Here is a 19,098-nt window from a genome sequence, read left to right as displayed (position 1 = left end):
CACTTGTAGGAGCTGGCTTGCCAGCGAAAGCGGTCTTGAGTTCAGGACCCCTCTAGATGACACAACACAACGACATGCTGATCGTCGGCGCCGGCATCCTGGGTTTGTCCCACGCGTATGCCGCTGCCAAACGCGGTCTGAAGGTCACGGTTTTCGAGCGCAGCGAAACGCCTGTCGGCGCTTCAGTACGTAACTTCGGCCAGGCACTGGTCACCGGCCAGCCGCCGGGACCGATGCTGGAGCTCGCCCGCGCCAGTCGCGGAATCTGGGGCGACTGGGCGCAGCTCGCCGGCCTGCAACTCAAGCGCAATGGCTCGTACCTGTTCGCCCGCACCGAAGCGGAAGAGCAACTGCTGGAAACCTTCTGCGAGGGCCGCGCCGTCGAATACGGTTACCGCGTCGACCTGTTGCGCGGCGCTGCGCTGCGCGATTTGTACAGTGGTCAGTTCCGCCATCACCGCGCTGCGTTGCATGGCATGGACGACCAGCAGCTGTATTCCCGCGAAGCGATTCCGGCGCTGATCGACTTCCTGCGCCGCGACCTGGGCGTCAAGTTTCACTTCTCTACCCTGGTGCGCGATATCGAGCCGGGTCGCCTGCACAGCACCGCCGGCAGCTTCAGTGCCGAGCAGATCATCGTCTGCTCCGGCCACGATTATCAGACTTTGCTGGCCGAACAGATCGCCGAACTCGACCCGCAAATCTGCCGCTTGCAAATGCTCCGCGCCCGACCGCAGATCAACCTCAACCTGCAACACGCGTTGCTCACCGGTTTGAGCTGCGTGCACTACGGCGCCTTTGCCGATTTGCCGGAGGCCGCGGCGGTACAGGCAGAAATCCTGCAGTACGCGCCGCACCTGCACGAAAACGGCATCCACCTGCTTATCAGCCCGACGCCCTATGGCGAATTGATCATTGGCGATTCGCACCATTACGGCAGCGATCCGTCACCCTTCAATGCCGAGCAGATCGACGACTGGATGATCGAACTGGCCGAGCAAACCCTGGGCTGCAAGGTGCAAGTGGTCGAACGCTGGCAGGGGGTCTATGGTTCACGGGGGCCGGGACCGTTCTCGTTCCTGCGCCCGGCGAAAGGCCTGGGCGTGGCGTTGATGCACGCCGGTGTCGGCATGAGCGTCGGGCCGGCGATGGCTGAACGCAACGTTGCCACGGTACTGGAGGAAGTCTGATGGAACGCAATGAGCAAGTGATTGCTGAGGTGTTCGGTTTGTACGAGCGCTTTGGTGACAGCGACTACATCGGCGAGCCGGTGTCGCAGATCGAGCACATGTCCCAGGCAGCAGAACTGGCCATGGACGAAGGCTTCGACGATGAAGTGGTGCTGGCAGCGTTCTTTCATGACATCGGGCATATCTGCGCGCAAAGCGCGGAGAACATGGGCGGCTTCGGTGTGGTCAGCCATGAGCGGCTCGGTGCCGACTACCTTCGCCGCGCCGGTTTCAGCGAGCGCATGGCGCGGCTGGTCGAATACCACGTGCAGGCCAAGCGTTACCTGACGCTCAAGGAGGCGGGATACTACGAGCGCTTGAGTGAAGCCAGTCGCCGAACCCTGGAATATCAGGGCGGGGTGATGACGGCTGAAGAGGCTGAGGCGTTCGAGCAGGACCCGCTGTGTGCCGTGAGTTTGCGCATGCGCCAGTGGGATGAAATGGCGAAAGAGATGCATGTGCCGGTGATTGATCTGGCGGTGTTGAAGGACAAAGCGGTGCGGCTGTTGGCTGCATAAAGCCTTTGAACCGAGGCGCGGCCTTCGCGAGCAGGCTCGCTCCCACAAGGGAGCTGTGTCGACCACAGATTCTGTGTCCACTGCGAAACCACTGTGGGAGCGAGCCTGCTCGCGAAGAGGCCGGTCAGGCCACTAAAGCTGCTGTGCCAACCCCTCAACCTGCTCCTGCCGCTCCGCCTGATTCAATTTTGGATGAGGATTGAGCGACGACCACTGCGGATGCGCCCGCGCCTTGTTCAGCGCTTCGGGCAGTTTGCCTTCGCGCCAGGTTTTATCCTGTGGCGTGGCGACCTGAATACTGTCCATCGCAGCGTGCCCACGGGCATTGAGCGCTTGCAGCAATTGCCGCTGGCGCAGCGCCAACAGCCGCAGCACGTTGTCATCGACTGTCAGTTCGCGCTGGCCCTTGATCTTGCCGAGCAAGCGGCTGCCATAACTGCGGGCGGTTTGCAGTGCGCCGCCGGCAATCGCTCCGGCCAATGCCGCTGCGCCTAGGGTGATGCCACCCACCAGTAAATCGACCCCGGCCCCGGCCGCCGCACCGGCAGCAATTCCGCCACCGACCCGCACGCCCAGTTGTTTCAGGGTTTCCGGATTGAACAAATCGTCGCCCCAACGACCGTCGAGCAGCGGCAAATCACTGGCGGCGGCATCCTGTGGGCGGAAGGCGTAGAGCTTGAGCAAGGCCTCGACGCAACGCTGCTCACGCTGACGCACGGCTTTGCGCAGTTCGCTGATGGCTTGCTGTTCCTGCTCGGCTTCACTGACCACGCTGCGCCGGCAAGCCGCGCAATCGATCAGCAATTCGGCAATCAATCGCTCTGCGCTTTGTTGGCGAGCCAGACGCTGGGCTTGCTGATCGGCGATCAGGCGTTCCAGTTGCGGCCGGGCAGATTCCAGCAGCAGGGCGAGACTTTCATAGAGTCGACGCTCGCCATCCTCCGGCGGCGCGACGCTGTCAAAGCGCACCAAGGCATGCAAGCCAAGCCGCGCCAGCGCTTCCCGCCAGGCCGGCTCGCGGTGGTTGGCGCTGCTGACGAAATTGAGCACCGGCAGCAAGGGTTTGCCGCAACTGGCCAGTACTTCCAGCTCGTCGCGATACTTGGCCAACACCGGCTCCCGGGCATCGATCACGTAGAGCCCGGCGTCCGACGCCAGCAACTGGCGCAGCACCTTGGCCTCCTGTTCGAAGCGTTGCCTGGCTTCGCTGCCATCGAGGAAACGCGCCAGCCGCGCCGGGCCGTCGAGGCGTTCACCAGGCCGCTCCAGGCGCTCAAGGTAGTCGAGCAGGGCGATAGCGTCTTCCAGGCCGGGGGTGTCGTAGAGATCGAGCAAGGGCTCGCCGTCCACCGACAACCGTGCGCCTTCGACGTGTCGCGTGGTGCTGGGGCGATGGGACACTTCACCGAAGCCGACATCGCGGGTCAGGGTGCGCAGCAACGAGGTTTTGCCGACGTTGGTGTGGCCGACCACGGCGAGTTTCAGCGGCTGCTTCCAGGTATCAGTCATGACCCGTCTCCAGCCAGTTCATCGGTGCGCAATCGGCAAAAGGCAGCTCCAGTTGTTGCAGCGCCACGTGCCAGTCGCCCAGGCGCTCCGCGTCCAGCGCTTCACCGGGGGGCGCCTGCAACAACCACACACGGGTGGCGCTGGCGCTGCGGGCCAGTTCGGCAATCAAGGCCAGGCTGCCGCGATCCGGCGAGCGCCGTGGATCGCACGCAATGGCCAGGCGCGCGGGGGGAAAGCGGCTCAGTTGTTCGAGGAGTTTGTGCCGTGATTCGCGGCTGTCGAGAATGCCCGCGTTGTTGACGTTTTTCGGCAATTGCGGCGGCCACGGGCGGTCGTCGTCCAGCTCGATGGCGACCAATAGAGCACCATCACTTTGTTGTTCGCTGACGCCGCTTTCCACGCGATGCAGTTGCTCAGGCGCCGCATCGCTGATGCCGAGACGTTCGCTGGTGGGCATCAAGCGTTCGCGCAGTTGCGCGTAGCCGGGCAGGTTCAAATCCAGACGCAGCGCCGCTTGCCCCGTCTTCCAGCGCCACAGGCAAAACAGCGCGAGCAGCAGGCGCGGCAAAACGCCGTAGACCAGCAGTACTCCTACCAGCCATGCTGCCCAGGCCTGCCGGGCGCTTTCGATGTTCAGTGCGGCGTCGCCACTGGCACGGATCATCTCCTCGGTGGGCACGCTGAAACCGAGCAGGGCTGGCAGCGCGCCTAGGGCCTGGGTTACGGCAATAAAGGTGTCGGCGCTGAGGATGGTGGTTTCCCAGACGAAGCCATAGCGTCGGGCCGCCATCAACGTCAGCAGGATCACCAGCGCACTGAGCATCGCCAGCAACCACAACCCGTTGACCAGCACGCCGATGGCCCAGCGATTGAGCTTCTGCCGTTGCAGCAACAGAAGCAGGGCGGGGGCCAGTTGTGCGGCTTTGGCGTCCCGGGCGAGTTTTTCACTTAGCCACAGCCACAGGCGGCCGAGGCTGGCGCCGTGTTCGCCGGCAAACACCAGGCCCAGGGCCCAGCTCAGCAGCAGGATCAGGTTGAGCCCGAGCAGGCTGCCCAAGGCCCAGAACACATTCACCGGGTGCAGGCCGTCGCCCATGGCGGCAAAGGCCAGGCCGGCGCCGCTGATCAGCGCCAGCACCGCCATTACGACCAGCGCCAGTCGCGCGCCTTGCAGCCAGTGTTTGAGGGCATCGGCCAGGCCATCGCGCTCGGCCAGCCACAGGGCCCGGCGTTGAATGCGCGACGGTAAATCGCCGCCGGCGCTGCGGGCCAGTCGGTTGGCTTCAAGGTCTTCCAGGGGACCTGCGTGTTCTTCGCGCAGTCGGATGGTTTCTGTCAGCCAGAGGGTATTGAGTTCAGTCACGCGGCATCCCGTCGCTTAATTGAGCTGTGAGCATAACCGCTGTGGCACTGGTCGGTGTAAGTTGCGGGATACCGAACCTCTGGTATCCTCACTCAAATGAACAATACTCTTCCCTTGTGTCTGATCGCTGCTCTTGGTGAAAACCAAGTGATTGGCGTGAACAACAGCATGCCCTGGCACTTGCCGGGCGATTTTAAGTATTTCAAAGAAACAACCCTTGGCAAACCAATAATAATGGGGCGCAAGACTTGGGATTCTTTGGGGCGTCCGCTACCAGGACGTTTGAACATTGTTGTAAGTCGGCAGGCGGATCTGCATCTCGAGGGCGCAGAGGTTTTTCCTTCACTTGAAGCAGCAGTGGCTCGCGCAGAAGAGTGGGCCTTAGAGCAAGGCGCAGTTGAGTTGATGTTGATTGGTGGCGCGCAGTTGTATGCGCAAGCACTACCACATGCGGATCGTTTGTATTTGACTCGGGTGAGTTTAAGCCCAGAGGGGGATGCCTGGTTCCCGGAGTTCAGCCCATACGACTGGGAGCAGACTTCTTTCAAGCAAAATGCCGCTGAAGGCGACAAGCCTGCATACCGTTTCGAGATTTTCGATCGAGCCTAAAAGCATCGCGAGCAGGCTCGCACACAGTGGGTTTGAGGTGAATCACAAATTGTGTGAACACCCAAAATCCCTGTGGGAGCGAGCTTGCTCGCGATAGCGGCCTGTCAGGCGCCGATCAAGCCTGCGCCAACGCCGAATGCTCATCCGCATCCAGCAGCGCCTTATCGGTCTGCTGCATCACCTGGCTGGCAATCGCCCCCGCCGTCATCGACCCACTGACGTTCAACGCCGTACGCCCCATATCAATCAGCGGCTCAACCGAAATCAGCAACGCCACCAGTGACACCGGCAAGCCCATCGCCGGCAGCACGATCAACGCGGCAAACGTCGCGCCGCCACCCACTCCGGCCACACCGGCTGAGCTCAACGTCACAATCGCTACCAGCGTCGCGATCCACAATGGGTCCAGCGGGTTGATGCCTACGGTCGGCGCCACCATCACCGCCAACATCGCCGGATACAGACCGGCACAACCGTTCTGGCCAATGGTTGCGCCAAACGAAGCGGCGAAACTGGCGATGGACTGTGGAATGCCCAGGCGACTGGTCTGCGCTTCGATGCTCAGCGGAATCGTCGCAGCGCTGGATCGGCTGGTGAAGGCAAACGTCAGCACCGGCCAGATCTTGCGGAAGAAGCGCAGCGGATTGATCCCGGCAACCGACACCAGCACGGCATGGACCACAAACATCAGGCCCAGACCGATGTAAGACACCACGACAAAACTGCCGAGCTTGATGATGTCTTGCAGGTTCGAACCCGCGACCACTTTGGTCATCAGCGCCAGTACGCCGTACGGGGTCAGCTTCATCACCAGGCGCACCAGGCGCATCACCCAGGCTTGCAGGGTGTCGATGGCGTTGATCACTTTCTGACCTTTCTCGGCATCATCCTTGAGCAATTGCAGGGCCGCGACACCCAGGAACGCCGCGAAAATCACCACGCTGATGATCGACGTCGGCTTGGCCCGCGCCAGATCGGCGAACGGGTTTTGCGGAATGAACGACAGCAACAGCTGCGGCACATTCAAATCCGCAACCTTGCCGGCGTAATCGGTCTGGATGGTTTGCAGACGGGCCATTTCCTGGGTGCCGGCCACGAGGCCTTCGGCGGTCAGGCCGAACAGGTTGGTCAGGCCAATGCCGATCAGGGCCGCGATGGCCGTGGTGAACAGCAGCGTGCCGATGGTCAGGAAGCTGATCTTGCCCAGCGATGAGGCGTTATGCAGGCGAGCCACGGCGCTGAGGATCGAGGCGAACACCAGCGGGATCACGATCATTTGCAGCAATTGCACGTAACCGTTGCCCACCAGATCGAACCAGCCGATCGAGGCTTTGAGTACCGGGTTGCCGGCACCGTAAACGGTGTGCAAGGCCACGCCGAACGCGACGCCCAGCACCAGTGCGAGCAGGACTTTTTTCGCCAGGCTCCAAGTGGTGTGGCGGGTTTGCGCCAGGCCCAGGAGCAGGGCGAGGAACACCAGCAGATTGAGGATCAGCGGCAGATTCATGAGAACTCCGAGTGAGACTTGTGCCAGCTACCATCCGGGGTAGCTGCGAACCGGCAAGCCTAACAGCTTGAAAATTAATGAATTAATATCAAAAACGTATGGTTTCCGTCGTTTTTGGAATAAGCGGATGTCGCTGTCAGAAATGCAACTGGCGCGAAAGGGACGAAGGCGGTCGCTGACAGACGAGGACTGTCACACTTATTTGTTAGCGTCGATCTCCTTTGATCAGGGAGATTTGCCAATGAAGTTCGCACCGAAATTTCTGGCCGCAGCACTTTGCCTGGGCCTCGCTGGCCAGGTACTGGCAACGGATTTGAAACACTGGCCGGCCGATCAGGCCAAGGCGCTGGACGCGATGATCGCCGCCAATGCCAACAAAGGTAACTACGCGGTGTTCGACATGGACAACACCAGTTACCGCTACGACCTCGAAGAGTCGTTGCTGCCGTTCATGGAGAACAAGGGCCTGATCACCCGCGACAAGCTCGATCCCTCCCTGAAACTGATGCCGTTCAAGGACACCGCCGACCACAAGGAAAGCCTGTTCAGCTACTACTACCGCCTCTGCGAAGTCGACGACATGGTCTGCTATCCATGGGTCGCCCAAGTGTTCTCCGGCTTCACACTCAAGGAACTCAAAGGCTACGTCGACGAAATGATGGCGTCCGGCAAACCGGTGCCGGCCACTTATTATGAAGGCGACGTGGTCAAGAAAATCGACGTCAACCCGCCGAAGATCTTCACCGGCCAGCAAGAGCTGTACAACAAGTTGATGGAGAACGGCATCGAGGTCTACGTGATGACCGCCGCCTCCGAAGAGCTGGTGCGCATGGTCGCGGCCGATCCGAAGTACGGCTACAACGTCAAGCCGCAGAACGTGATCGGCGTGTCGCTGCTGCTCAAGGACCCGAAGACTGGCGAACTGACCACCGCGCGCAAGCAGATCACTGCCGGCAAGTATGACGATAAGGCCAACCTCGGCCTCGAACTGACCCCGTACCTGTGGACCCCGGCAACCTGGATGGCCGGCAAGCAGGCGGCGATCCTGACCTACATCGATGAATGGAAAAAACCAGTGCTGGTTGGCGGCGATACCCCAAGCAGCGACGGTTACATGCTGTTCCACAGTGTCGACGTGGCCAAGGGTGGTATCCACCTGTGGGTCAACCGCAAGGACAAGTACATGACCCAGATCAACGGCATGATGGCCAAGAACGCCGCGGCCCAGGCCAAGGAAGGGATGACGGTGACTGCCGACAAGAACTGGGTGATCGTCAAGCCGGAAGACATCCAGTAAGTCCGGGTTGTTACTGTAGGAGCGAGCTTGCTCGCGATGGTCGTTAACGATGACGCGTGCTTTCTGGTGCAGCGCGTCGTCCTTGCATCCATCGCGAGCAAGCTCGCTCCTACAGTGGGTCGGTGTAAACAAAAATGCCCCGCACTTGGCGGGGCATTTTTATGTCGATGGTTAACGCTTACAGCCCGTCGAGCATCGCCTTGTTACGCACGGCACCCTTGTCGGCGCTGGTGGCCAGCAGGGCATAGGCTTTCAGTGCGGTGGTCACTTTGCGTGGACGCACTTCCACCGGTTTCCAGCCTTTCTTGTCCTGCTCGACCCGGCGTGCAGCCAGTTCTTCGTCGCTGACCAACAGGTTGATCGAGCGGTTCGGAATGTCGATCAACACCTTGTCGCCGTCCTGCACCAGACCAATCGCGCCGCCGGCCGCGGCTTCAGGCGAAGCGTGGCCGATGGACAGACCGGAAGTGCCGCCGGAGAAACGACCGTCGGTGAGCAGGGCGCAGGCTTTGCCCAGGCCTTTGGATTTCAGGTACGAAGTCGGGTAGAGCATTTCCTGCATGCCCGGGCCGCCTTTCGGGCCTTCGTAGCGAATGATGACGATGTCGCCTTCTTTCACTTCGTCAGCAAGGATGCCGCGCACGGCGCTGTCCTGGCTTTCGAAGATCTTCGCATTGCCTTCGAACACGTGGATCGACTCGTCGACGCCAGCGGTTTTCACCACGCAGCCGTCCAGGGCGATGTTGCCGTAGAGAACGGCCAGGCCGCCTTCTTGCGAGTACGCGTGCTCGACGCTACGGATGCAGCCGTTTTCACGGTCGTCGTCCAGGGTTTCCCAACGGGTCGACTGGCTGAACGCGGTTTGCGTCGGGATGCCCGCAGGACCGGCCTTGAAGAAGTGGTGCACGGCTTCGTCGGTGGTCTGGGTGATGTCCCACTTGGCGATGGCTTCTTCCATGCTGCGGCTGTGCACGGTCGGCAGCTGGGTATGCAGCAAGCCGCCACGGGCCAGGGAGCCGAGGATGCTGAAGATCCCGCCGGCGCGGTGCACGTCTTCCATGTGGTACTTCTGGATGTTCGGTGCGACCTTGCACAGTTGCGGCACGTGACGGGACAGACGGTCGATGTCGCGCAGGTCGAAATCGATCTCGGCTTCCTGGGCAGCAGCCAGCAAGTGCAGGATGGTGTTGGTGGAACCGCCCATGGCGATGTCCAGGGTCATGGCGTTTTCGAACGCCTGGAAGTTGGCGATGTTGCGCGGCAATACCGACTCGTCGTTCTCGCCGTAGTAGCGCTTGCACAGCTCGACAATGGTGCGGCCGGCCTGCAGGAACAGCTGCTCGCGGTCGCTGTGGGTGGCCAGGGTCGAACCGTTGCCCGGCAATGCCAGGCCCAGGGCTTCGACCAGGCAGTTCATCGAGTTGGCGGTGAACATGCCGGAGCACGAACCGCAGGTCGGGCAGGCGCTGCGCTCGTACTCGGCGACTTTCTCGTCAGAAGCGCTGGAGTCGGCGGCGATCACCATGGCGTCGACCAGGTCGAGGCCGTGGGAAGCGAGTTTGGTCTTGCCGGCTTCCATCGGGCCGCCGGAGACGAAGATCACCGGGATGTTCAGGCGCAGGGACGCCATCAGCATGCCAGGGGTGATCTTGTCGCAGTTGGAGATGCAGACGATCGCATCGGCGCAGTGGGCGTTGACCATGTACTCGACGGAGTCGGCGATGATCTCGCGGCTAGGCAGCGAATAGAGCATGCCGTCGTGGCCCATGGCGATGCCGTCATCGACAGCGATGGTGTTGAATTCCTTCGCCACGCCGCCAGCGCGTTCGATCTCGCGGGCGACCAGTTGGCCCAAGTCTTTCAGGTGCACATGACCTGGTACGAACTGGGTGAACGAGTTGGCAATGGCGATGATCGGCTTCTTGAAGTCGTCATCTTTCATCCCCGTGGCGCGCCACAGTGCGCGGGCACCGGCCATGTTGCGACCGTGGGTGGATGTTTTCGAGCGGTAATCAGGCATGAAGCACTCCGGGCGGCTAATCAGGTATCAAAAGGGAAGTGAGCTTCTATTGACGTCTGGAACACTCAGAAATGGCCGCGTGTCCGGAAGTTGCCGATAACTTTGCGGGATCGCCGCGCGCTTCAGCTTGAGCTCATAAACCCGCCGGGGATGACTGGCGATGAATGTTCGCGATTCTACACGGCTGGCGGCTGGAGGGAATGGTTGCAAGCGTGGAGGCAGCATTCACAAGACGTGCGGGCGCAATCCTTGTAGGAGCGAGCTCGCTCGCGATGAGCCAGAGAACGCCGCGGGGTGTCAGGCTGCCAGCGTTATCGTTGACGGCCATCGCGAGCGAGCTCGCTCCTACAGTGGACAGACATACGACACATCCAGATCCACTGTCATGGCGACAAACCTTTTCGCCCCACCTACCGTTTATCTTCCATTCGCCAAGGAGGACAACGGAATGTCCAACCCGAACCATGGTCATCGCTTACGCACAGGTCGATAGTCAGAGTCCGGTCATATCTATCTGCTGACTGCTGTCACACACAGACGGCAACAATTCTTTAAGGATTGGAGGATGGGTCGTTTGGTGGTGCACGAATTCAGAAGAGCTCAGGAGTCTGGCAATGCCACTTCGATAGCCTGGGTGGTCATGCCGGATCATTTTCACTGGCTGGTTGAGTTGCACAACGGTGACTTACCGAAGTTGATGCAAACGACGAAGTCTCGAAGTGCTCGTGCAGTTAACAAGGAGAGAAGTTGCCACGAGACACTATGGCAAAAAGGCTATTTCGACCGGGCGCTACGCCGAGAGGAAGACCTGAAAGCCGCTGCCCGATACATTATTGCCAACCCATTGCGAGCCGGACTTGTTACCAGTGTTCGTGACTACTCACTGTGGGATGCCATTTGGCTCTGATCTGTAGGAACGAGCTTGCTCGCGATGAATCCGAGGGCAACGCATTCATACAGAATGAACGCGTTATCGTTGACGACCATCGCGAGCGAGCTCGCTCCTACATTGGTTTGCGGTTTTAGCTGTTAGGCAACAACCGGCAAGTAATGCTCTTGATATACCGAGTCTCGGCAATGGCCGGATGCACCGGATGATCCGGACCCTGACCGCCACGTTCCAAGATCTGGATATTGCGGTCCAGGTGGCGGGCGCTGGTCAGCAGGATGTTCTGCAGATCGTCTTCCGGCAGGTGCATCGAGCACGATGCGCTGACCAGGATGCCGTCCTTGGTGAGCAGGCGCATGGCTTGCTCGTTCAGGCGGCGGTAAGCGCCTTCGCCGTTCTTCATGTCCTTCTTGCGTTTGATGAACGCCGGCGGGTCGGCCACGATCACGTCGAAGCGCTCTTCGCTGGCTTTCAGCTCTTTGAGGGCTTCGAACACGTCGCCTTCGATGCAGGTCATTTTCTCGGCGAAGCCGTTCAGCGCGGCGTTGCGCTCGACACCGTCAAGAGCGAAGGCCGAAGCGTCGACGCAGAACACTTCACTGGCGCCGAACGCGGCAGCCTGCACGCCCCAGCCGCCGATGTAGCTGTAGAGGTCGAGCACGCGTTTGCCTTTGGCATAGGGTGCCAGGCGTGCGCGGTTCATGCGGTGGTCGTAGAACCAGCCGGTTTTCTGGCCCTGGATGACCGGTGCTTCGAATTTCACGCCGTTCTCTTCGAGGGCAACCCACTCCGGCACCAGGCCGAATACGGTTTCGACGTAGCGGGTGAGGCCTTCGGCGTCACGGGCAGCGGAGTCGTTCTTGAACAGGATGCCGCTCGGCTTGAGCACTTGGGTCAGCGCTGCAATCACGTCATCTTTATGGGCTTCCATGGTCGCCGAAGCGATCTGCACCACCAGGATGTCGCCGAAACGGTCAACCACCAGACCTGGTAGCAGGTCGGAGTCGCCGTAGACCAGGCGATAGAACGGCTTGTCGAACAGGCGATCGCGCAGGGACAGGGCCACGTTCAAGCGATGCACCAGCAGCGATTTATCCAGCGGCAGCTTGATGTCGCGCGACAGCACACGGGCGCAGATCAGGTTGTTTGGGCTCATGGCAACGATGCCCAGCGGCTTGCCGCCGGCGGCTTCGAGGATCGCCTGGTCGCCGGCCTTGAAACCGTGCAAAGGTGTAGCGGCTACATCGATTTCGTTGCTGTAGACCCACAAGTGACCGTTGCGCAGACGACGGTCGGCGTTGGCTTTGAGGCGCAGGCTAGGCAGGGACATGTCGTCGCTCCGGAAAAAAGAGCGGGAGTATAGCGTGTTGAGCCCCGGGATTGGCCTGCAAGTGGACATGTGGCGAGGGTTGTCTTGCGATTTGGTATGTCGGATCCAACTTCATAAAGGTTAGAATCACCGTCTGACCCAGAGCGTGCACAAATGTCCCAAGAGCTGACTTCCGAACAGATCCAACAAGCCCTGCAGGGCATCAGCGTACCGGCCCAGCCGCAAATCATGGTGGATTTGCAGATGGAGCAGTACATGCCCGACCCGGATCTGGAAGTCATTGCCAAGCTGATCTCCCAGGATCCGGGACTTTCCGGCTCCCTGCTGAAGATCGTCAATTCGCCCTATTACGGGCTGAGCAACAAGATTGCTTCGATCCAGCGCGCGGTGAATCTGCTGGGCAGCCGTTCGGTCATCAACCTGATCAATGCGCAGTCGATCAAGGGCGAGATGAATGACGACACCATTGTCACCCTGAACCGTTTCTGGGACACCGCTCAGGACGTGGCCATGACCTGCCTGACCCTGGCCAAGCGCATCGGCATTGAAAATGGCGATGAAGCCTATGCCCTGGGCCTGTTCCACGACTGCGGCGTGCCCTTGATGCTCCAGCGTTTCCCCGACTATATGGGCGTTCTGGAGCAGGCCTATGCCAACGCCAGCGCAGAATGCCGGGTGGTGGATACGGAGAATCAGGTGTTCAATACCAATCACTCGGTGGTCGGGTATTACACGGCCAAGTCCTGGCGCCTGCCGGAACACGTGAGCGCGGCGATCGCCAATCACCACAATGCCCTGGCGATATTCAGCGATGAATCTTCGCGCAACAGTTCGTTGAAGAACCTGTTGGCGATCCTGAAAATGGCCGAACACATTTGCGCATCGTACCGGGTGCTGGGCAATCAGACCGAAGATCACGAGTGGAACAGCATCGCACCGCTGGTGCTCGATTATGTCGGCCTCTCGGACTACGACTTCGAGACCCTCAAGCAGACGATCCGCGACCTCGGCACTCATCGCTGAGTGTCGGAACCTTCCAGGCCATGCGCCTGAGCCGAGAGCACCATGCCTGAATTGCCAGAAGTCGAAACCACCCGTCGCGGTATCGCGCCGTACCTGGAAGGCCAGCGGGTCAGCCGGGTGATCGTGCGTGAGCGTCGCTTGCGCTGGCCAATTCCAGAGGACCTCGATGTGCGGTTGTCCGGGCAGCGCATCGTGCTGGTGGAGCGGCGTGCCAAGTACCTGCTGATCAATGCCGAAGTCGGCACCTTGATCAGCCATTTGGGCATGTCAGGCAATTTGCGTCTGGTGGAGGCCGGGCTGCCGGCGGCCAAGCATGAGCATGTGGACATCGAACTGGAATCGGGCCTGGCCCTGCGTTACACCGACCCGCGACGTTTCGGCGCGATGCTCTGGAGCCTCGACCCGCTCAATCATGAATTGCTGATTCGCCTGGGGCCGGAACCGCTGACCGACCTGTTCGATGGCGAACGATTGTTCCAGCAGTCCCGCGGACGTTCGATGGCGGTCAAGCCGTTCATCATGGATAACGCGGTGGTGGTGGGCGTGGGCAATATCTACGCGACCGAAGCATTGTTCGCCGCCGGGATCGATCCGCGCCGCGAAGCCAAGAGCATTTCCCGTGCGCGTTACTTGAAGCTGGCCATCGAGATCAAGCGCATCCTGGCGGCCGCCATCGAGCGCGGCGGTACCACGCTGCGGGACTTTATCGGTGGTGACGGTCAGCCTGGTTACTTCCAGCAGGAACTGTTCGTGTACGGCCGTGGCGGTGAGCACTGCAAGGTCTGTGGCACGGGCTTGCGGGAAGTGAAGCTCGGGCAGCGCGCCAGCGTTTTTTGCCCGCGTTGTCAGAGCTGATACGCGCGACAATCCGTTAGAGATTTGGCGTGGCTGATGGCCTCATCGCGAGCAAGCTCGCTCCCACAGGAGTTTGTGAACGACACAGATCCAGTGTGGGAGCGAGCTTGCTCGCGATGAGGCCCGAAAGAGCGCTGAAAGCCTGAAAATCAGGCCTTCCCGGTAATTTTCCGGTACTTCTCCATCAACTGCTCTTCAGTCTCCGGATGAGCTTCGTCCAGTGGAATGCAATCCACCGGGCAGACCTGCTGGCACTGCGGTTCGTCGTAGTGGCCGACACACTGGGTGCACAGGTTCGGGTCGATCACGTAGATCTCTTCGCCTTGGGAGATGGCGGCGTTCGGACACTCGGGTTCGCAGACGTCGCAGTTGATGCAATCGTCGGTGATGATCAGGGACATGCTAACTCCAGCCGGGGCGGCAAGCCCGGGCGCAATAAACCAATGCACACAATTGTGCCGCATTGGCGCCTGCGTTGCACGCAGGTGCGACGTACTGTAGGAGCCAGCCTGCTGGCGATGAAGCCGAGAACGCCGCGGGGTGTCAGGTTTCCCGCGTTATCGTTGACGTCCATCGCGAGCAGGCTCGCTCCTACAGTTTGCGGGGATTACTTCTTGAAGCGTTCGGTCAGTGCGTCCGCCACCACAGGGTGTACGAACTTGGTGATATCGCCGCCCAAGGCTGCAATTTCACGGACCAGCGTCGAGGAAATGAACGAGTAGCGTTCGGACGGGGTGAGGAACAGGCTTTCCACATCCGGCGCCAGTTGGCGGTTCATATTGGCCAGCTGGAATTCGTATTCGAAGTCCGATACCGCGCGCAAACCACGCAGGAACACGTTGGCATTCTGCTCTTTGGCGAAGTGCGCCAGCAGCGTCGAAAAGCCGACGACTTCAACGTTCGGCAGATGTTTAGTGACCTCGCGCGCCAGTTCTACCCGTTGTTCCATAGGAAACAACGGGTTTTTCTTCGGGCTCGCGGCGACGGCGATGATCACGTGATCGAACAGGCGCGAGGCGCGTTCGACCAGATCGCCATGGCCCTTGGTAATAGGGTCGAAGGTACCTGGGTACAACACTCGGTTCATCGCGTCGTCCTGGCGGGAATCCGTTGGGGAGTCGGATGGTATCGCAGCCTTCCCGGTCGGCCAAGTCGCCTGTTGGGTAAGAAAGCACTATAGACGATGGGAATTATCGTTATTTTCATGGGTTTTTTAAACGTTTGGCCAGGGAAGTCGCCAGTTGCGCCGTCAGTCCGTAGACCGACAGCTGCGGATTGGCACCAATGCTGGTGGGGAACAGCGAGCCGTCGTGAATCGACAGATTGCCCAGTTGATGATGCCGGCCGAGGCTGTCGGTCACCGCGATTGTCGGGTCTTCACCCATGGCGCAACCGCCCATCACATGGGCACTGCCCAGGCGTGTGCGATACAACTCCAGGCTCAGGCCGTCGATCAGCGTGCGCGCTTCGGCGAGGGTCTTAACGTAGCGGGCGTCGGCGTGCATCGGCATCACGGCCTTGGCGCCACCGGCGAACTGGATCTCGGCCATGGTATGGAACGCCCGGCGCAATCCATCCCAGGCGTAGGGTGATAGCTGGTAATCCAGCACCGGCGTGTCATCGCTGCGCAATTCGACGCTGCCACCGGGGCTGTCCGGGTGAAAACCGTCCCGCAGCAACGCCAGCATGGCGTGGGTATGGGCCAGATTGGCCATGTGCTGCGAGTTTTCCTGACCGAAACCACCGAGCAATGTCGTGGCCAGCGCCGGGTGCAGGGGCGGGACTTCCAGTTTGTAGGACATCTTGCCTGTGGTGCCGTCCTGCCATTGGAAATGGTCGGAATAGATCGACTGCGGCGCACCGTAGAAGGGGTTGACCACTTCGTCGAACAACGCGGCGGACATGTTTACCGGGTGCAGGAACGTACGTTTGCCCAGGCGCTTGTGCGGGTCGGGTGCCCCGGAGCGCATCAGCAGCGCCGGGCTGTTGATGCCGCCACCTGCCAGCACGAAATGCCGCGCCTTGACCGTGATGATGCGTCCGGTCGGTGCGACACAGCGTTCATCCATCGCCGAACATTGCAGGCCGGAGACCTTGTCGTCGCTGATCGTGAGTTTTTCGGCGCGGGCCAGGTAAAGCAGCTCGCCACCTTTTTCCAGGGTCGCTGGAATGGTGGTGACCATCATCGATTGCTTGGCGTTGGTCGGGCAGCCCATGCCGCAGTATCCGAGGTTCCAGCAGCCGCGAACGTTGCGCGGGATGACGTGCCATGAGTAATTCAGTGCTTCGCAGCCCTTGCGGATCACATCATTGTTGGCGTTGGGTGGCACCATCCACGGCGCGACGCCCAGGCGTTGCTCCATTTTCTCGAACCACGGCGCCATTTCCGCCGGGCTGTGGCCTTTGACGCTGTGTTCTTTGGCCCAGTGTTCCAGGGTCGGCTCCGGGGTGCGGAAACTGGAGGTCCAGTTGATCAGCGTGGTGCCGCCCACTGCCCGGCCCTGGAGGATGGTGATTGCGCCGTCCTTGCTCATGCGGCCGATGCCTTCCTGATAAAGGCTGGCGTAGGCTTGGTCTTCGAGCAGCTTGAAGTCGCTGCTGGTCTTGAGCGGGCCTTCCTCGATCAGAAGCACCTTGTAGCCGGCCGCGCTGAGGATTTCGGCGGTGGTGCCGCCGCCGGCTCCGCTGCCGATGATCGCCACGTCCGCTTCGAGTGTCAGGTCCTGGGTCAGTTGCGAGCCGTTGTAGGTTTTCCAGCCTCGGGCCATGCCTTCGCGGAACGGATCGGGTACGGGCATCTTCGGGTTCTCTTTTTATTATGGTTTAGGTTCTGTGGTGATACGACCGACGCCTTCGCGAGCAAGCCCGCTCCCACAGGGTCATGCGGTCAATGTGGGAGCGGGCTTGCTCGCGAAGGCGTCGACTCGGTATCAAACGGTAGGCGGCCCGGGATACCCGCAATGCGCCCACGATTCCTTGCGGCCGTACCAGGCCATCATCACCAGTTGCAGCAGGGAACTGTGGCCCATGCGCAACAGGCTCAACGAGCTGTTTTCCCAGCGATTCAGAAACTGCCGGATATCATCGGCGCTGGCGTTTTCCCAGCTGCCCCAGATCCCGGTCAACGGTCCGCGAGTCACGGCCATGCCCAGCACATCGAACAGTTGCTGGGTCAGCTTGAGCATTTCCGGCGACAGGTGGGCGAGGTTGTAGTCCAGGCTTTTCAGTGTGCCATCGACAGCCTCGGGCATCCGTTCGGAGGTCACGGCACCGTCGAGCATGACCGGGATCAACGCCCGCAAAAACAACAGGTCGCCGCTGCGCAATACAGTGAAACCGTTGGCCGGCACGCTCGACGAACAGCCGCTGAGGCTGGCTCCGAGCCCGGCGGTGGCGAGGAAGGCTGTGGCGCCGAGGCTGAATTTAAGCAGCCCGCGCCGTGACAGCGCGGGTGTATCGGACAGGCTGGGGGTCATTATTGTTATTACCCGACTGTGATGATTGTTAGCGGATGAACAGCTTCTGGATCAGCTTCTGGATGGATTTGCCGTACGGCGGATAGATCAACTTCGCCGCGTTGAACCGTTGTTTGATCAGCACGCCCTTGGCCTTGCTGAAGGTCAGGAACCCTTCATGGCCGTGGTAGTGACCCATGCCTGAAGAACCGATGCCGCCGAACGGCATGTCGTCCTGGGCGACGTGCAGCAGTGTGTCGTTCAGGCACACGCCGCCGGAATGGGTTTCGTGCAGCACGCGCTGCTGTTCGCGCTTGTCGTAGCCGAAGTAATACAGCGCCAGTGGGCGTGGGCGCTGGTTGATATAGGCAAATGCCTGGTCCAGATCCTTGTATGGCACGATCGGCAGCAGCGGCCCGAAGATTTCGTCCTGCATCACTGTCATCTCATCAGTGACATTGAGCAACAGGCTTTGGCCCATGCGGCGGCCCTGACCCTGGTCGAACAGCGGCATCAGCAGCGCACCCTTGCTCGTGGCGTCGCTGATGTAACCGTTGAGACGCGCCAGTTGTCGCTCATTGATGATCGCGGTGTAGTCCGGGTTGTCGGCCAGCGTCGGATAAAACCCGCGGACGGCGGAGCGATAGGCTTCGACGAAACCGCCGACGCGATCCTCCGGCACCAGCACATAGTCCGGGGCCACGCAGGTCTGGCCGGCATTCAGGGTTTTGCCGAAAGCGATGCGCTCGGCGGCGTCCTTGAGCGGTACGTCGTGGGAAACGATGGCCGGGGACTTGCCGCCCAGCTCCAGGGTCACCGGGGTCAGGTTTTCCGCGGCGGCGCGCATCACATGTTTGCCGATGCTGGTGGCACCGGTGAACAGCAGGTGATCGAACGGCAGTCGTGAGAACGCCACGCCCATATCGGCCTCGCCCAGGACCACGCAAACCAGGTCTTCGGGGAATATTCGCGCCAGCAGTTGCTTCATCAGCTGGCCGGTCGCAGGGGTCGACTCACTGAGCTTGAGCATCACCCGATTGCCCGCCGACAGCGCGCCGACCAGCGGGCCGATGGCCAGGTACAGCGGGTAATTCCACGGCACGATGACTCCGACCACGCCCAGCGGTTGGTAAACGACTTTGGCCGAGGCTGGCTGGAAGGCTGCGCCCACCTTGCGTCGCGAGGCTCGCATCCAGCCCTTGAGGTGTTTGCTGGCGTAATGGATGCCGTGCAGGCTGGGCATCAGTTCGGCGAGCAGGGTTTCATCGGCGCTGCGATGGCTGAAGTCCTGGCTGATCGCATCGATCAGGGCCTGGCGTTCGTTGTTCAACAAATCCTTTAGCGCCTTGAGCCATTGCTGGCGCTGCGCGGCCGGTGGCATCGGGTTGGCGGCGTAGGCGGCACGCTGGGCGTCGAACAGGGCCTGAAGCTCTTCCAGCGGCTGCTGTAGGTTCTGCAGGTAGGAAATTTCAGCAGTCATGGTCGGCTCCGGAT

Annotated in this window: 17 protein-coding genes; 7 read left to right on the top strand and 10 right to left on the bottom strand. The window is 60.8% G+C overall.

Annotation, left to right across the window (positions count from 1 at the left end):
• The first annotated feature begins 56 nt into the window (after nucleotides 1–56).
• Complete coding sequence (locus AC3ITY_RS31110) at nucleotides 57–1,190, top strand: TIGR03364 family FAD-dependent oxidoreductase (RefSeq protein ID WP_489306688.1); 1,134 nt, start codon at nucleotides 57–59, stop codon at nucleotides 1,188–1,190.
• On the top strand, nucleotides 1,190–1,747 hold the full coding sequence (locus tag AC3ITY_RS31105; RefSeq protein WP_489306687.1) for a phosphonate degradation HD-domain oxygenase: 558 nt from the start codon (nucleotides 1,190–1,192) through the stop codon (nucleotides 1,745–1,747). Before AC3ITY_RS31110 ends, AC3ITY_RS31105 begins: the two co-directional genes overlap by 1 nt.
• A gap of 132 nt (nucleotides 1,748–1,879) precedes the next feature.
• Here the strand turns inward: AC3ITY_RS31105 and AC3ITY_RS31100 are convergent, their stop codons facing one another.
• Both AC3ITY_RS31100 and AC3ITY_RS31095 read right to left on the bottom strand, forming a co-directional pair.
• On the bottom strand, nucleotides 1,880–3,256 hold the full coding sequence (locus AC3ITY_RS31100) for a GTPase/DUF3482 domain-containing protein (RefSeq protein ID WP_489306686.1): 1,377 nt from the start codon (nucleotides 3,254–3,256) through the stop codon (nucleotides 1,880–1,882).
• On the bottom strand, nucleotides 3,249–4,619 hold the full coding sequence (locus AC3ITY_RS31095; protein ID WP_489306685.1) for a DUF2868 domain-containing protein: 1,371 nt from the start codon (nucleotides 4,617–4,619) through the stop codon (nucleotides 3,249–3,251). Before AC3ITY_RS31095 ends, AC3ITY_RS31100 begins: the two co-directional genes overlap by 8 nt.
• Nucleotides 4,620–4,715: 96 nt before the next feature.
• Between AC3ITY_RS31095 and AC3ITY_RS31090 the strand changes: the two genes are divergently transcribed.
• Nucleotides 4,716–5,228 (top strand): dihydrofolate reductase, encoded by a 513-nt coding sequence (locus tag AC3ITY_RS31090; RefSeq protein WP_489306684.1) that lies wholly within the window; start codon nucleotides 4,716–4,718, stop codon nucleotides 5,226–5,228.
• Between the two features lie 115 nt (nucleotides 5,229–5,343).
• Here the strand turns inward: AC3ITY_RS31090 and AC3ITY_RS31085 are convergent, their stop codons facing one another.
• Nucleotides 5,344–6,735, bottom strand: a complete 1,392-nt coding sequence (locus AC3ITY_RS31085) for an L-cystine transporter (protein ID WP_489306683.1) — start codon at nucleotides 6,733–6,735, stop codon at nucleotides 5,344–5,346.
• A gap of 241 nt (nucleotides 6,736–6,976) precedes the next feature.
• Between AC3ITY_RS31085 and AC3ITY_RS31080 the strand changes: the two genes are divergently transcribed.
• A complete protein-coding gene (locus tag AC3ITY_RS31080; RefSeq protein ID WP_489306682.1) occupies nucleotides 6,977–8,032 on the top strand; it encodes an HAD family hydrolase in 1,056 nt (351 codons plus the stop codon).
• A gap of 178 nt (nucleotides 8,033–8,210) precedes the next feature.
• Here the strand turns inward: AC3ITY_RS31080 and ilvD are convergent, their stop codons facing one another.
• Nucleotides 8,211–10,052, bottom strand: a complete 1,842-nt coding sequence (gene ilvD, locus AC3ITY_RS31075) for a dihydroxy-acid dehydratase (RefSeq protein WP_056726462.1) — start codon at nucleotides 10,050–10,052, stop codon at nucleotides 8,211–8,213.
• Between the two features lie 508 nt (nucleotides 10,053–10,560).
• Between ilvD and AC3ITY_RS31070 the strand changes: the two genes are divergently transcribed.
• The gene (locus AC3ITY_RS31070; RefSeq protein ID WP_489311044.1) at nucleotides 10,561–10,959 is read left to right on the top strand and encodes an REP-associated tyrosine transposase; all 399 of its coding nucleotides are present in this window, start codon (nucleotides 10,561–10,563) and stop codon (nucleotides 10,957–10,959) included.
• A gap of 115 nt (nucleotides 10,960–11,074) precedes the next feature.
• Here AC3ITY_RS31070 and AC3ITY_RS31065 read toward each other — a convergent pair whose 3' ends face one another.
• The gene (locus AC3ITY_RS31065; RefSeq protein ID WP_046039197.1) at nucleotides 11,075–12,271 is read right to left on the bottom strand and encodes a class I SAM-dependent rRNA methyltransferase; all 1,197 of its coding nucleotides are present in this window, start codon (nucleotides 12,269–12,271) and stop codon (nucleotides 11,075–11,077) included.
• 153 nt (nucleotides 12,272–12,424) lie between these two features.
• Between AC3ITY_RS31065 and AC3ITY_RS31060 the strand changes: the two genes are divergently transcribed.
• Both AC3ITY_RS31060 and mutM read left to right on the top strand, forming a co-directional pair.
• Nucleotides 12,425–13,294, top strand: a complete 870-nt coding sequence (locus tag AC3ITY_RS31060; protein WP_056726464.1) for an HDOD domain-containing protein — start codon at nucleotides 12,425–12,427, stop codon at nucleotides 13,292–13,294.
• Between the two features lie 42 nt (nucleotides 13,295–13,336).
• The gene (gene mutM, locus AC3ITY_RS31055; protein WP_007995486.1) at nucleotides 13,337–14,149 is read left to right on the top strand and encodes a bifunctional DNA-formamidopyrimidine glycosylase/DNA-(apurinic or apyrimidinic site) lyase; all 813 of its coding nucleotides are present in this window, start codon (nucleotides 13,337–13,339) and stop codon (nucleotides 14,147–14,149) included.
• 149 nt (nucleotides 14,150–14,298) lie between these two features.
• Here the strand turns inward: mutM and AC3ITY_RS31050 are convergent, their stop codons facing one another.
• From AC3ITY_RS31050 to AC3ITY_RS31030, 5 genes are all read right to left on the bottom strand, one after another.
• Nucleotides 14,299–14,550 carry a YfhL family 4Fe-4S dicluster ferredoxin gene (locus AC3ITY_RS31050; protein WP_003195146.1) on the bottom strand — a complete coding sequence of 84 codons (252 nt, stop codon included), beginning with the start codon at nucleotides 14,548–14,550 and terminating at the stop codon, nucleotides 14,299–14,301.
• 206 nt (nucleotides 14,551–14,756) lie between these two features.
• Nucleotides 14,757–15,236, bottom strand: a complete 480-nt coding sequence (gene coaD, locus AC3ITY_RS31045) for a pantetheine-phosphate adenylyltransferase (protein ID WP_223455913.1) — start codon at nucleotides 15,234–15,236, stop codon at nucleotides 14,757–14,759.
• A gap of 115 nt (nucleotides 15,237–15,351) precedes the next feature.
• Nucleotides 15,352–16,947 (bottom strand): GMC family oxidoreductase, encoded by a 1,596-nt coding sequence (locus AC3ITY_RS31040; RefSeq protein WP_489306680.1) that lies wholly within the window; start codon nucleotides 16,945–16,947, stop codon nucleotides 15,352–15,354.
• Between the two features lie 132 nt (nucleotides 16,948–17,079).
• A complete protein-coding gene (locus AC3ITY_RS31035) occupies nucleotides 17,080–17,625 on the bottom strand; it encodes a twin-arginine translocation pathway signal protein (RefSeq protein ID WP_489306679.1) in 546 nt (181 codons plus the stop codon).
• 28 nt (nucleotides 17,626–17,653) lie between these two features.
• Nucleotides 17,654–19,084 carry a coniferyl aldehyde dehydrogenase gene (locus AC3ITY_RS31030; protein ID WP_489306678.1) on the bottom strand — a complete coding sequence of 477 codons (1,431 nt, stop codon included), beginning with the start codon at nucleotides 19,082–19,084 and terminating at the stop codon, nucleotides 17,654–17,656.
• Nucleotides 19,085–19,098: the final 14 nt, after the last annotated feature.

It is taken from the genome of Pseudomonas sp. GL_091 (genome assembly GCF_057837725.1).
The sequence above is the reverse complement of the archived record's forward strand: the minus strand, read 5'-3'. Positions and strand labels throughout refer to the sequence as shown.